Below are 13,578 nucleotides of genomic sequence, written 5' to 3'. Positions count from 1 at the left end.
GGGCTTTTTCTTTATTGCGCGGGATTGGTGAGTTCGCGATGGATGGCGTTGATGCCTTCGATGACCTGCTCGGGAAGTTTGATCGATAGTGCGTCGATGTCTTCCTGCAGTTGCGGCATGGTGGTGGCGCCAATGATGGTCGATGCGACGAACCAGCGTGAATAGCACCATGCAAGGGCGAGCTGCGCCGGCGTCATGCCGTTCGCGCGTGCGAGCGAGGCATAACGTTTCGCCGCTTCCGCAACCGAGGGCCGAAGATAGCGCGGGCTCCAGTTGGGCGGGAAAATGGTCAACCGTCCATGTGCCTTCGGGTTGTCGAGGTATTTGGCGGTGAGCTGGCCGAAAGCGAGCGGACTGTAGGCGAGCAGGCCGACATTCTCGCGGAAGCAGGTCTCGTCCAGTCCGTTCTCGAAGCTGCGGTTGACCAGGTTGTACGCGTTCTGGATCGACACGATGCGCGGCAGTCCGCGCGTCTCAGCCTGCTTGATGAATTCGCCTACGCCCCAAGGCGTCTCGTTCGATACGCCCACGTGCCGGATCTTGCCGGCCTTGATGAGGCCATCAAGCGCGGCCAGCGTGTCTTCGATCGCGATGCAGGCGCGCTCCTTCTGCGGATCGAAGGAGAGCTGGCCGAAGATCGGTGCATTGCGGCTGGGCCAGTGCAGCTGGTAGAGGTCGATGTAATCGGTCTGCAGGCGCTTGAGGCTGTTGTCGACTGCAGCCCGCAGGTTATTCGCGTCGAAATCGCCTTGCCCGTTGCGTATCCACGTCATTCCGCGAGAGGGACCGGCCGCCTTCGTGGCGAGGACGACCTGACTGCGCTTTCCCGATTTCTTCAGCCAGCTGCCGATGGTCGCCTCGGTGCGCCCCGTCGTTTCCGCACGGGGCATGACGGGATACATCTCCGCCGTGTCGATGAAGTTGATGCCGCGCTCGAGCGCGTAGTCGAGCTGGTTGTGCGCCTCGGCTTCGGAGTTCTGTTCTCCGAATGTCATGGTGCCGAGGCAGATCCTGGAAACGCTGAGGCCGCTGTTGCCTAGGGTGATTTTTTCCATGGTGGTCTGTCATTGGCGTTCCGCCACAATTGGCGGAACATGACAGAACTTTAACGGGATTTGCGCAGGGCTGCTGCGCACTCCTTCACGAGGGCGGGGCCGCGATAAATCAAGCCGGTGTACAGCTGGACCAACGATGCGCCGGCGGAAATCTTGGCCTGGGCGTTGTCCCCCGAGAGGATACCGCCGACACCGATGATGGGCAGCGCATCGCCCAGTTCGGCCTTCAACGCGCGGATCACGGTGTTGGACATCTCGAAGACCGGCGCGCCCGACAGGCCGCCGGTTTCTTCCGCGTGCGGCAGGCCTTTCACCGCGTCGCGGGTGATCGTGGTGTTGGTGGCGATCACGGCGTCCATCTTGTGCTGGAGAAGGGCTGCGGCAATCGATTTCACCTGGTCGCCATCCACGTCGGGTGCGATCTTCAGCGCGATCGGTACATAGCGCTTGTGCTTGTCGGCAAGGCGTTGCTGTGCGTCCTTCAATTGCGCGAGCAGCGCGTCGAGTTCGGAGCCGCCCTGCAGTTGGCGCAGGTTCTTGGTGTTCGGCGAGGAAATATTGACCGTGACGTAGCTGGCGTAGGGATAGACCTTTTCCAGGCAATGCAAGTAGTCGTCGGCGGCGCGCTCGATCGGCGTATCGGCATTCTTGCCGATGTTCAGGCCGAGTACGCCTTCTTTGTTCTGGAAGAACTTCGATGCCTGCACATTCGCGACGAAGGCATCGACGCCGCCGTTGTTGAAGCCCATGCGGTTGATCACGGCATCGGCTTGCGGCAGGCGGAAGATGCGCGGCTTCGGGTTGCCGGGTTGCGCGCGCGGCGTCACGGTGCCGACTTCGATGAAGCCGAAGCCCAGCGCGGCCAGTCCGTCGATGTAGGCACCGTCCTTGTCGAGGCCGGCGGCCAGGCCGACGGGGTTGGGAAAGGTGATGCCCATGACCGTGCGAGGGTCGGGCGCGGGCTTGCCGACCAGCGCGGTCAGTCCGCAGGCAGCGGCATTCTTCAGGGCTGGCAGGGTGAGGTTGTGCGCAGTTTCCGGGTCGAGCGAGAACAGCAGGGGGCGTGTAAGGGCGTAGAGCAGTTTGTCGGACATGAGGAGCAACGGAAGCGGCGCGCGTTGGAAAGGCGCTATTTTACTATTGCCGGCAGGTAAAGCCGGAAATCAGCTTTCCGGTTGCCACGCTTGCCAACGGCCGCGCTGCAGCGCTTCGAGCGGCTGGAAGTTCACCTTGTAGGCCATCTTGCGACTGTCGCGGATCCAGTAGCCGAGGTACACGTAGGGCATGTTCAGGCGCCTGGCCTGTTCGATCTGCCAGAGCACGTTGTAGGTGCCGTAGGAGGCGCTTTCTACATCGGGATCGTAAAACGTGTACACCGACGACAACCCGTCGTTCAGCACGTCGATGATGCTCACCATGCGTAGCGTGCCGTCCGGGTCGCGGAATTCGACGAGGCGGGTGTTGACCTTGCTCTGGAGCAGGAACTGCGCGTACTGGTCCCGGCTGTCCTGGTCCATGCCGCCGCCCGCGTGGCGCGCAGCCTGGTAGCGGAGGTAAAGCTCATAATGTTCCGGCACGAAGGACAGCGTTGTCACCCAGGTCGCCATCGCTTCATGTCGTTTCCAGGCGCGGCGCTGGCTGCGGTTCGGCGCGAAATCCTCGACCTTCACGCGGACCGGAACGCAGGCGTTGCAGCCGTCGCAGTACGGACGGTAGGTGAAGATGCCGCTGCGCCGGAAGCCGTTCTTGACCAGTTCGGAATAGACGTCGGCGTTGATCAGGTTGGACGGTGTGGCCACCTGGGAGCGCGCCTGCCGTCCGTCCAGGTAGCTGCAAGGGTAGGGGGCAGTCGCATAAAACTGCAGCGTTGCAAAAGGCAGGTCTTTTAGGTGCGTCATATGCGTGAAGCCTGACTACGATATTCGTAATTTACACTGTTAGCGCCGCCGGTGCGCAAGGCTTTTGCAGGTTCGGTCAAAACGGGTTTTCCGGGCTCCACGCCTCGATGGCGGGAAGCGCGGTTGCCTGTCGCAAATGCCTGACGAAATCCGTTCGCGGGATCGGCACCGCGCCGAGCGATGCGAGGTGTGAGGTCTCCTGCTGGCAGTCGATCAGCTCCACGCCGTTTGTCCGGAGAAAGTGGACCAGCCAGGCAAGAGCGATCTTCGACGCATCCGTCACGCGTGCAAACATCGACTCGCCATAGAACATCCTGCCGATGCAGACCCCATACGCGCCCCCGACAAGCTGCCCGTCCAGCCACACCTCCGACGAATGCGCATAGCCCTGCCGGTGCAGCCCGACATAGCCGCGGACGATGTCTTCCGAAATCCAGGTCCCCGCACCATCCCTGCGCGGCGCGGCGCAGGCAAGCATCACCTGTTCGAAGGCCGAGTCGAAACGGATTTCCCATCTGCGGTCGGTCGCCATGCTCCGTTGGACTTTCTTCAATGTTTTTTTCAGACTGTGCGAGATGGCGAGGCGTTCAGTAAACAACACCATGCGCGGATCGGTGCTCCACCACAGGATCGGCTGCCCTTCCGAAAACCAAGGGAAGATGCCGTGGCGGTAGGCCTCCAGCAATCGGGCCGGCGACAGGTCGGCACCTGCGGCCAGCAGTCCAGGCGCGCCATCCTCTTCCGTCAACGCGTAGCTCACGTCTGGAAAAGGCGAGTCCGTCTCCAGCCATGGGATCATTGGCGCTCCCCAAACTGGGCTGCAAAAACGCACTGCAGCGGTGCAATCTTAATGCGGTGAAGTGTTGTCAAAATAATTTCCACTTGTAAATCAAATAGTTGCTTGTTTGCACCAAAATGGAATAGATTTTGCTTCATTCGTGAGCATTAAACCAATCTTGCACACTAACAGGGAGAGTGTTTTTCATGGATGCGCTTAAAAACGGTGCCGATGCATTATTTGTCCTGCTCGGCGCCATCATGATTCTTGCCATGCACGCCGGGTTCGCGTTTCTCGAGCTTGGCACCGTACGCAAAAAGAACCAGGTCAATGCCTTGGTCAAAATCTTAGTCGATTTTGCCGTTTCGACGATTGCCTATTTCTTTGTCGGCTACAGCATTGCCTACGGCGTCGACTTTTTCTCCGACGCCACGACCCTGGCGCAGAAGAACGGCTACGAGCTGGTCAAGTTCTTCTTCCTGCTGACATTTGCCGCGGCGATTCCTGCCATCATCTCGGGCGGCATCGCCGAGCGGGCGCGCTTCTATCCGCAATTGGCTGCAACGGCGCTGCTGGTGGGCCTGGTCTATCCCTTCTTTGAAGGCATCGTGTGGAACCAGAAGTTCGGCATCCAGGCCTGGCTGAAGGCGGCGTTCTCGGAAGAATTCCACGACTTTGCCGGCTCGGTGGTGGTGCATGCAGTCGGCGGCTGGGCCGCCTTGCCGGCGGTGCTGCTGCTCGGCGCGCGCCGCGGGCGCTACTCGAAGGACGGTGCCATTGCTGCGCATCCGCCTTCAAATATTCCCTTCCTCGCCCTTGGTGCGTGGATCCTGACCGTCGGCTGGTTCGGCTTCAATGTCATGAGCGCGCAGGCGCTCGACAAGATGAACGGCCTGGTCGCGCTCAACTCGCTGATGGCCATGGTCGGCGGCACGCTGGTGGCCGTCATGCTCGGCAAGAACGACCCCGGCTTTGCCTACAACGGCCCGCTCGCGGGGCTGGTGGCGGTGTGTGCCGGCTCCGACCTGATGCATCCGCTTGGCGCGCTGATCACCGGCGGCATTGCGGGCGCGATCTTCGTGTGGATGTTCACGCTCACGCAGAACAAGTGGAAGATCGATGATGTGCTTGGCGTGTGGCCGTTGCATGGACTGTGCGGTGCCTGGGGTGGTATTGCCGCGGGCATCTTCGGCTTGAAGGCGCTGGGAGGCATTGGCGGCGTATCGTTCATGTCGCAACTGGCCGGTACGGTCATGGGCGTCGTGATCGCCGGACTTGGCGGCCTGGCCATCTACGGACTGCTGAAGAAGATGTTCGGACTGCGTCTCGATCCGGAACAGGAATTCGATGGTGCGGACCTTTCCATTCACCGCATCAGCGCGACCGCGGAGCGGGAAACAAGCTGGTGATTTTCGGCACGACGGGGCGCCACACGGTGCCTCGTTGTTTCAGCAACCCAATTTCTTGATCAAGAAATTGAATGACTTCGTTCAGAGTGGCCGGCTATTCATCAATTTTTCAATCGATGCGCATCTTTGCTTCACGCTGGTATACGGTAGGAAGACGCTGGTATTGAGCTGGCGTTTTCAAAAGGAGTCGATCATGATCAAGAAACCTCTGGTTGTGTTGTGCGCCGTTCCGCTGGTAACCCTGTCCTCAATGGCTTTTGCCTTGACCCCTTCAAGTATCGAAGGCGCATTTGCACTGGTCAAGACTGGGGATGTGAAATATATCTCCAGCGTTGTTTTGTCGAAGCTGCCCAAGGCCGCAGTTGATTTGGCCCCTGAGGGCTTCGTCAAATACAACGCATTGCGAATCAAGAACAACCACAATAATGGTATCGGGGGCGGGGTCGGAGGCGGACGCGGCCATAAATGCTGACGAAGCGATTCTCCATCCTGCAACGCAAGATGGGCGGTAGATGCCGTGCGGGAGCCGGACACATATCGCACCCGGCTCCTTCCTTAACGAGCGTCCCTTGCTCGATCATGTTCCGGCCAGCATGCCACGCTTGTCCCAGGTTCGCATTCTCATCGCACGACGACGCGTGCGGATAACCTTTCTGCGTGCATCGCCGTACGACCGCCGGAAAAGCAGCGGACGCATCCGTTCTGCATTCATCGGAAACGGCGATATATCGAGCGCCATCGACGCCCAGCCAATCGAAACTTCCTACTTATCTTCCCCGGTGTCCCTCCTATATTGAAACTTCGGTGCAGTGTTGTGTTTGCTGCGATTCGCCTCTTGAGGGGAAGTACCGGCATGGAGAAGTTACGCAACGGGCCGGTTGATCATGGAGATATATATGCATCGAAGTTTCACGCGCAGGACATTTCTCAAAGGATCTATTTCAGGTGCGGCATTGGCCTCGCTACCCGGTGGTTTGGCATGGGCACAGACCGCATTGAACAGGCCGGAGTGGCATGATTTCAAGCTGACAAGCGACTACGCTTCCTTTATCGATGCCATTCGTACGATGCGTGCGAATACAAATGCATCGGACCGCACGAGCTGGGCCTATTGGTCCAATATCCACGGCACTTCCTGCCCGCATTCGAAACCGTATTTCCTCGCGTGGCATCGAGGCTATCTGCATCTGTTTCAGGAGACCCTGCGCACGGTGTCGGGGAACAATCAGTTGATGGTGCCGTACTGGGACTATTACAAGAATCCGGTGCTGCCGCCGGAATTTTCCGATCCTGCTTCCGGCAATCCGCTATACGTCTCGGGGCGCGTCAACACCAATGTCCGGTCTGGATTGAGCCTGACGCCGTTCTCATCGACCTACAAGAATTTCCAACGGGGCACGACCAACTCCTTTGAAACGTCCATTGAATACAAGCCGCACGGCTCCTTCCATAACCTCATCGGCGGCGTGATGTCCACGATGAGTGCGCCGACCGATCCAATCTTCTGGCTGCATCACGGCATGATCGACAAACTATGGGCGTCCTGGGTAGCGGCGGGCGCAGGAAGAACCATGCCTCCCTTAACCGATCCCTACTGGTCGGGCACACTATCCTTTGGTTCCCAACTGTCCATGCCGCGCAGCCATACCTACGACACGACCAGCCAGTTGAACTATACGTACGCTGACCTTGCTTTGCCGACGTCATTGCCGCCGGCTGCGCAAATCATGCCAAGAATCGTGCGTGTGCAGGCGACCGTTGGGACGCTGGGGAATGGTGCCGGCGGGCTGCGCGTGGGCGACTTCGCGATAGCGCCGCCGGGCGATCTCGGGGGAAACCGCCGGTCGATCGGTGGCGCACGCAACGTGCGGCTCAATGAGAATTCAGTTTCAACTGCCATTGCCGTCGGAGCAAGCGATGTCGAAGTGCTGGAGCTGACCTTGGGCGAAGGGGCGCAGCGCCAGGGCGCAAGCCGTTCGCCGGCTTCCTATCGATCCGTGCAGATTACGCTCAACGATGTGCATACCCTTCCAGCGGGAGCGGGCGGCGGCTACTACTATGACGTCTACCTCCTGCCGTCAAACCGCGGCCCTGAGGATCAGTATCTGCTGGGAAGCTTCGGACCATTCGAGGTGGAGGCCGCGCATCACAATGGCGGCAGTGTCAGCTTTGCGGCGACGCAGGTGCTGCAACGCTTCGAGTCCCGCGGGCGCGTCCAGCTGCGGGTTGGATTTGTCAGGGTGAATGGGGCAAGTTATCCGCGCGGCGATGTTATCACCATCGGGACGGTTCGCGCCGAGCTGTCGCAGGACCCGGTGGAGTAAGTCTGACGAAAGCATGGGATGCGGCGCGCGCCGCATCCCGTTTATCGGACTCTTCAAGAGCCTGTTCAGCGAGTCCTCGTTGCATGCTTTGATCAAGTAGGTGCAGGGTAGTCCATCTCTTCCATTTACTTCACATCCTAATCAGTTATGCAGAACCTTCCGCATGTACAGTCGTTTCCAGTTTCGCACCGACTGGCGCAAGGTGCAGCTCCCGATCTTCGTAAATATCTTGGATCCATTGTCGACAGAAAATGGCTCGTCGCCGGCATCGCAATCGCTGTGACGATACTCGGGAGCGGTTACGCTTTTCTCGCCACGCCTGTCTACGAGTCGAATCTCCTGGTCCAGGTGGAAGACGCTTCCGGCACGCAGTTTGGCCCTTTCGCATCGTCAATGGACGGACAGGACTCGCGTGTTAACGCGTCATCCAGAGAGATGGAAATCCTGCGCTCGCGGCTCGTCGTCTCGTCCGCCGTCGACAAGTCCCGGCTGTTCATTGATGTTGCGCCAAACTACTTCCCAGTCATTGGAAAGCTCATCGCGCGGTTCAACGACGACGTGTCAGACCCGGGTTTCGCCGGAAGGGGCGGATATGTATGGGGCAAGGAGGATGCTGCCGTTTCGGAATTCAAGGTGCCTGGTGGCCTTGAAGGATTCCCCTTCATCCTGACCGTGGAGCCCGGCGGCAGGTACACGCTTGTCCAGGAAGACGAGGGCATCCGGACGAACGGCAAGATTGGCGAGCTCCTCACCTTCAGGCATGGAAAAGGCGAGGGGGAATTGATGGTGGCGTCCATCGAGGCGAAACCGGGGGCGCAGTTTACATTGACCCGCTATGGGCGGGGAGAAGTCGTGCGCCGCTTGCAGGAGGCCTTGCAGGTCAGCGAAAAGGGCAAGCAATCGGGCATCATCAGCGTCACCTTGGAAGGAACCGACCCCGTGCAGGTGGCGGAGGTGCTGTCGACCATTGGCAGCGGCTACCTGCAGCAGAATGAGGACAGGAAATCCCAGATTGCGGAACGCCAGCTTGCCTTCCTGAACAAGCAGTTGCCGATGCTGCGGCAGGAGCTGGAGCGGTCAGAAGCGAGCTATAACGATCTGCGAAACAAGCGCGGCACTGTCGACCTTGGAGAAGAGGCAAGGAACGTCCTTGCGCAGGCAGTCGACACGCAAAAGAAAATGGCGGAGCTCAGGCAAAAGAAGGAAGACCTGCTGGTGCGCTTCCAGGAAGGCCATCCCGCGATGGTTTCCATCAACCAGCAGATGGCATCCTTGAGCCGCGATCTTGCTGGTTCCGAAAGCCGGATCAAAAAACTTCCTGCGGTGGAGCAGGATGTGGTGCGCGTTGCGAGGGATGTCCAGGTCAGCAAGGATGTTTACGCGGCCGTGTTGACAACAGCGCATCAGCTCCGGTTGATTACCGCCAGCAAGGCGCCCAACGTGCGCTTGCTGGATGAGCCGGTGGTGTCCTACCGTGAAGTCAAGCCACGCCGCAGTTTCCTGGTCGTCCTTTCCGTCGTGGCCGGCCTGATATTGGGAAGTATCGTCGCTGCGTTCAAAAAGGGCTTGCGCGGCAAGGTCGATTATCCGCAGGAGGTGGAAGAGTCCCTTGGCATTCCCGTTTCAGCAACCATCCCGTTCAGCGCATGGCCGAAGGGCGCCCCCCAGGATTCGGAGAAGCTGCTGCTTGAGCGGGAGCCGTATGACCAGGCCGTCGAGGGATTGCGCGGCCTGCGCAGACTGATCCGGGACGCGATGCCGGGTGCGCAGAATAACGTGGTCGTGATCACCGGGCCGACTCCCGGTGTCGGCAAATCGTTTGTGTCGGCGAACCTTGCCGCCCTGCTGGCATCGGTCGGCACCAGGATCCTTCTGATCGACGCGGACATGCGTACCGGGCACTTGCACCGGTACTTCGGACAGGAGCGGCATAACGGCCTGTCCGACGTCCTCAGCGGCAAGGCGAGCTACGCGTCGGCGATCCGCCGAGGCGTGGCAGGGAACGTCGATTTCATGCCCGCCGGGAGCGCCACATCAAAGTCTTCCGAACTGCTGGAGCAACCCGAATTTACCCATTTGCTCCAGATGCTCTCGGTCCGATATGACATTGTCCTGATCGATACTCCGCCCGTCATTGGATTGGCCGATGCACTCACCATTGTGGCTCAGGCAGGCATGGTCTTCAACATTGCCCGGGCGCGGATAACGACGATGGAAGAGATCGAAGAGGCAAACAAGCGGCTGAATCAGGGCGGCCGGAAAATTACGGGAACGATCTTCAATGGCCTGAAACCCGGCATCGCCAGCCATCGGTATGGCGTACGCAGCGGGAAATACGGTTATGCGGGGGATGAATGATGCCCCGTTCCCGCCGATGTATTTCCCGCAGGTGAGCAGGCGCATGACAGGACTGCATTCGATTATCCGGCGCGCGCTACCTGGCAATACCTTTGCGCGCCGGGTCGTTGTGCTTGCTGGCGGAAATGTCTTCGCACAAGCGATCACTGTTGCGGTTGCGCCGATCCTGACGCGCCTCTATAGCGCGCAAGACTTCGGCCTGCTCGCGGTGTTCGTGACCCTGCTGTCCCTGGTTTCCGTCGTGGGCGCCTTGCGGTATGAGCAGGCAATTCCGATGCCGGAGGATGACCGGCAGGCGGCAGCCCTGCTGGTGCTGAGCCTGGTTGTCCTGTGCGTGATCACCGGATTGGCTGCGATTCCGCTCATGTTTTGGCGGGAAGAGATCGCAAACTTCGTCAGGACGCCTGGGCTGTCCGCCTACATGTGCCTCGTGCCTGCAGGGGCGTTCCTCGCCGGCGTGTACGGCATGCTTAACCGCTGGGCCCTGCGGCGGAAGGCATTTACCCCGCTTTCAAGCACCCGCATGAGCCAGTCCTTCTTCACAGCGGCTATTCAGCTTGCTGGCGTAAAACTGGGTGCGTTTGCACTGATACTTGGACAGGTCGCCGGCCAGAGCTGCGGATCGGTGTCGTTGTTCTTCCGTGTGCTGCGCAAGGACTGGGCCTTGATCCGAAGTGTCCGCGCGCGGGAGGTGGCCGATGCGGCGCTCATCTATCGGAAGTATCCGCTGTATTCCACCTGGACCGCTATCTGCAACACCATCGGGGCCCAACTTCCCTCGGTCATGTTTGCCGCCTTCTTCGGTCCGGCTGCGGCGGGTATCTACCTGTTGGCGAACCGCGTGCTTTCCACACCCATGCAACTGATCGGCCAGGCGATCGGCAATGTTTTTCTCGCTGATGCTCCTGCCGTAATGCGCGAAGGACGCCTCGGTCCGGTGGTCGCCAATGTACATGCGCGACTGGCACATATCGGCATGCCGCCGACGCTCATTCTGCTGGTCGCGGGGCCGGACATCTTCGCGCTCGTGTTCGGCGACGCATGGCGGCAGGCAGGTGTCTTTGCGCAGTGGCTCGCTCCATGGCTTTACCTGGTATTCATCACATCACCGATGACCTCCATCTTCCTGGTGCTCGAACGGCAGGTATCGGCAATGGCATTCCAGGTGATCCTGCTGTCCGTGCGCGCGGCTGCCATTGCGGCGGGAGGCTGGATGGGGGACCTGATGGCAGCTGTCGCCTTCTTTGCCTGCGGAAGCGCAGTCTGTTGGCTGGCGAACCTTGCCTGGATGCTTCGCTGCACCGGCAATGGTTGGGCAAGGATTGTCCGGCCTGTGATCGCGGCGCTTGCGTGGGCGGTCGTGCTGGCGTCGCCGCTTATTCTCGGCACGATGATGCATATCGACAGGACGATGTGGCTGCTTTCGTTTGCAGCAGTTTTCCTGCTTGTCCTGAGCAGGTATGCCTGGCTAATGAAGGAGGCATGGTCATGAGTAAAGTGACCGTGCATCTGTCCAGTCCCGCGTGGCACAGTTCCGCCGGAACCGGAATGAACATGCGGGGGACTGTGTTCCATGGCGACGGACCGTCGCTGACGACGGAACAGGTGGGGGAACGTCTTGAGGCAGCGGTGAATGACCTGCATGCCTGTTCGCAAGCGATGTGCTGCCTTGAGGGTTTTTTTGCACTTGTCCGCGTGGCGAAGGGACAGGTTTTTGCCGCCGTCGATCATCTTCGCAGTATTCCATTGTTCTATGGAGTGCGGACCGGCAACGTCTATGTCAGCGACAATGCCGAATGGGTGAGGCATGCAATCGGAAACAAGGAAATGGATCCGGTCGCTTGCGACGAATTCAGGCTGACCGGATATGTCACCGGAAACCAGACGCTGTATCCGGACGTCAAGGAGCTGCAGGCGGGAGAACTGCTGCGGGTCGATACGACAAGGGGGCAGCCCGTCGTGGAGACGGCACGCTATTTTCTTTTTGACCATTTGGTGCCGGACAGGTCAGACAGCGCATTGTTGAGTGCCGCGCTGGACGAGCGCATGCGTGCTGCCGTCCACCGGCTCGCAGCGTGGGCGGGAGGGCGGCAAATTGCGATTCCACTGAGTGGCGGTTATGACTCACGCCTTGTCGCCACGCTCCTTTGCCGCATCCGTTACCCGAACCTGCTGGCATTCACCTACGGCGAGGCCGGCAACAAGGAAGCGGAATACAGCCGCCAGGTGGCGCAGACGCTGGGTCTGAAGTGGCATTTCGTCGAATACACGAGGACGGGATGGCGCGCGGCATGGAACAGCGTGGAGCGCCGACGCTACCAGGATTTTGCATCCGGCTGTTGCAGTCTCGCCCACGTGCAGGACTGGCTTGCGGTTCGATCCATGCGCGACGAGGGTGTTCTCGAGCGTGGATGCATTTTCGTCCCGGGACACACTTGCTTTCGTCAAAACACAGGCATCACGGCGAGCGACAACATGTCGTCGCCGCCCGATCTCTCGCTTCTGATCGACAGGATCCGAGACAGGCATTACGTGCGTTCGGTCGGCAGGCGAGGCCCTGCGAGCCATTCGCCCGTCTGGCGGGAGCGCATCCGTGACATCGCGGGGATAAACGGGATCGATAGCTGGGACGCGCTGGCGAGCACGTACGAACGTTGGGAATGGCAGGAACGACAGGCAAAGTTCATCTGCAATTCGATCCGCGTCTATGAATTTTTCGGCTATGACTGGTGGTTGCCGTTATGGGACAAGGGGCTGGTGAACTTCGCCATGAACGTGCCGCTGCCTCTCCGCCAAGGGCGTCGCTGGTACAACGACTATGTACGTGAGTTGTACGCCACCCACACCGGCGTGGCGGCTGCGCAGACGCTGCGTAACGCGGAGGATGCCGGTCCGGCCGGTACGCAGGTTCGCAAGCTGCTGTCAGGCATGCCGCGCCCCATCCAGGCGTGGGTGAAGATGATGCGCAATGCCATCCGAAACCGGCGAACGCCCAATGCCTTCATTGTCAGCCATATGCCTGCGGACGAGGTCAGGTGCCTGATGCGCGAAGGCTACCGCCTCGATGGCATGCTGGTCCACGAGTTCCTTAACGCCCGGCGCGAGGACTTTTCCACATGAATGACAACATGCCAGACAACGTTACGCCGGCAAGTGCCACTCTGTCGCGAATCGCACATCGCCTGCACACGACGCGCGCAGTCTCGGCTGCATTGTTCCGCAATGCATTGTGTACGCGCAGGTTGCGCACGTTTCCTGAGGCCCGGTTCGGGCCATTTCGCATCGAGCCGCTAGCTGCCGGCACGTTTGTCGCCATGACCCGCCTTCACGAGCGGTTGAACGGCCGGCCGATCTCTCCGGACAAATTGCTGCTGCTCGCCTTCTGGGGGGAGAAATTGTCCCTGGTAGTACGAAATGACGCCAGCGGTGCAGTCGTGGGGCTTGCCTATTACTACTTCAATGCGCGGGATCGCGCCGAGCAGACGATCCATGTCGGTTACAGCGGTGTTGTCCAGGATGTGCGCGGATGCGGCCTCGGCACCTTCTTGCGCCGCCATGCGCTCGCCAATTTTGCCGCGTGCGGGCTCGGTGGCGTGTCTTCCCGCATCAGCGTATCCAACGGCGCCTCGCTGCGCGTAAACGAAAAGCTCGGCTTCGTCATCATCGAGACCTACTTTGATGACGACCGCAAGGAATTGCGTCACTACATGGTCTGCAACCTGAACGAGTTTCGCAACTGCACGATCCAGGATTGAA

Annotated in this window: 11 protein-coding genes; 7 read left to right on the top strand and 4 right to left on the bottom strand. The window is 59.9% G+C overall.

The features are described from left to right. Nucleotides 1-11 precede the first annotated feature (11 nt). The 4 genes from AC3WOY_RS06505 to aat all read right to left on the bottom strand — a co-directional run bounded on the left by AC3WOY_RS06505 (nt 12) and on the right by aat (nt 3,752). The gene (locus AC3WOY_RS06505; protein WP_492421931.1) at nt 12-1,055 is read right to left on the bottom strand and encodes an aldo/keto reductase; all 1,044 of its coding nucleotides are present in this window, start codon (nt 1,053-1,055) and stop codon (nt 12-14) included. 50 nt (nt 1,056-1,105) lie between these two features. Beyond that, nucleotides 1,106-2,149 (bottom strand): quinone-dependent dihydroorotate dehydrogenase, encoded by a 1,044-nt coding sequence (locus AC3WOY_RS06500; RefSeq protein WP_492421929.1) that lies wholly within the window; start codon nt 2,147-2,149, stop codon nt 1,106-1,108. Between the two features lie 69 nt (nt 2,150-2,218). Continuing rightward, nucleotides 2,219-2,953 carry an arginyltransferase gene (locus AC3WOY_RS06495; protein WP_492421927.1) on the bottom strand — a complete coding sequence of 245 codons (735 nt, stop codon included), beginning with the start codon at nt 2,951-2,953 and terminating at the stop codon, nt 2,219-2,221. Between the two features lie 76 nt (nt 2,954-3,029). After that, complete coding sequence (aat, locus tag AC3WOY_RS06490) at nt 3,030-3,752, bottom strand: leucyl/phenylalanyl-tRNA--protein transferase (protein WP_492421925.1); 723 nt, start codon at nt 3,750-3,752, stop codon at nt 3,030-3,032. A 185-nt stretch (nt 3,753-3,937) separates the two neighbouring features. Here aat and AC3WOY_RS06485 point away from each other — a divergent pair, with 185 nt between their 5' ends. From AC3WOY_RS06485 to AC3WOY_RS06455, 7 genes are all read left to right on the top strand, one after another. Next, on the top strand, nt 3,938-5,140 hold the full coding sequence (locus AC3WOY_RS06485) for an ammonium transporter (protein ID WP_492421923.1): 1,203 nt from the start codon (nt 3,938-3,940) through the stop codon (nt 5,138-5,140). A gap of 193 nt (nt 5,141-5,333) precedes the next feature. Beyond that, nucleotides 5,334-5,612 (top strand): hypothetical protein, encoded by a 279-nt coding sequence (locus AC3WOY_RS06480; protein WP_492421921.1) that lies wholly within the window; start codon nt 5,334-5,336, stop codon nt 5,610-5,612. Between the two features lie 424 nt (nt 5,613-6,036). Continuing rightward, on the top strand, nt 6,037-7,464 hold the full coding sequence (locus tag AC3WOY_RS06475) for a tyrosinase family protein (RefSeq protein ID WP_492421919.1): 1,428 nt from the start codon (nt 6,037-6,039) through the stop codon (nt 7,462-7,464). Nucleotides 7,465-7,611: 147 nt separating this feature from the next. Beyond that, complete coding sequence (locus tag AC3WOY_RS06470) at nt 7,612-9,822, top strand: polysaccharide biosynthesis tyrosine autokinase (RefSeq protein ID WP_492421917.1); 2,211 nt, start codon at nt 7,612-7,614, stop codon at nt 9,820-9,822. Between the two features lie 43 nt (nt 9,823-9,865). Beyond that, nucleotides 9,866-11,314 (top strand): oligosaccharide flippase family protein, encoded by a 1,449-nt coding sequence (locus AC3WOY_RS06465; protein WP_492421915.1) that lies wholly within the window; start codon nt 9,866-9,868, stop codon nt 11,312-11,314. Continuing rightward, nucleotides 11,311-12,942, top strand: coding sequence for an asparagine synthase-related protein (locus AC3WOY_RS06460; RefSeq protein WP_492421913.1), 1,632 nt, complete (start codon nt 11,311-11,313; stop codon nt 12,940-12,942). Before AC3WOY_RS06465 ends, AC3WOY_RS06460 begins: the two co-directional genes overlap by 4 nt. An 8-nt stretch (nt 12,943-12,950) precedes the next feature. Then, nucleotides 12,951-13,577, top strand: a complete 627-nt coding sequence (locus AC3WOY_RS06455; RefSeq protein WP_492421911.1) for a GNAT family N-acetyltransferase — start codon at nt 12,951-12,953, stop codon at nt 13,575-13,577. Nucleotide 13,578 lies beyond the last annotated feature (1 nt).

This window comes from Noviherbaspirillum sp. FW303-A3 (assembly GCF_058788695.1).
The sequence above is the reverse complement of the archived record's forward strand: the minus strand, read 5'-3'. Positions and strand labels throughout refer to the sequence as shown.

Bases quoted from the DNA above. Each gene is read 5' to 3' on its own strand.
- AC3WOY_RS06505 (WP_492421931.1), bottom strand. From the start codon at position 1,055: ATGGAAAAAATCACCCTAGGCAACAGCGGCCTCAGCGTTTCCAGGATC.
- AC3WOY_RS06500 (WP_492421929.1), bottom strand. From the start codon at position 2,149: ATGTCCGACAAACTGCTCTACGCCCTTACACGCCCCCTGCTGTTCTCG.
- AC3WOY_RS06495 (WP_492421927.1), bottom strand. From the start codon at position 2,953: ATGACGCACCTAAAAGACCTGCCTTTTGCAACGCTGCAGTTTTATGCG.
- aat (WP_492421925.1), bottom strand. From the start codon at position 3,752: ATGATCCCATGGCTGGAGACGGACTCGCCTTTTCCAGACGTGAGCTAC.
- AC3WOY_RS06485 (WP_492421923.1), top strand. From the start codon at position 3,938: ATGGATGCGCTTAAAAACGGTGCCGATGCATTATTTGTCCTGCTCGGC.
- AC3WOY_RS06480 (WP_492421921.1), top strand. From the start codon at position 5,334: ATGATCAAGAAACCTCTGGTTGTGTTGTGCGCCGTTCCGCTGGTAACC.
- AC3WOY_RS06475 (WP_492421919.1), top strand. From the start codon at position 6,037: ATGCATCGAAGTTTCACGCGCAGGACATTTCTCAAAGGATCTATTTCA.
- AC3WOY_RS06470 (WP_492421917.1), top strand. From the start codon at position 7,612: ATGCAGAACCTTCCGCATGTACAGTCGTTTCCAGTTTCGCACCGACTG.
- AC3WOY_RS06465 (WP_492421915.1), top strand. From the start codon at position 9,866: ATGACAGGACTGCATTCGATTATCCGGCGCGCGCTACCTGGCAATACC.
- AC3WOY_RS06460 (WP_492421913.1), top strand. From the start codon at position 11,311: ATGAGTAAAGTGACCGTGCATCTGTCCAGTCCCGCGTGGCACAGTTCC.
- AC3WOY_RS06455 (WP_492421911.1), top strand. From the start codon at position 12,951: ATGCCAGACAACGTTACGCCGGCAAGTGCCACTCTGTCGCGAATCGCA.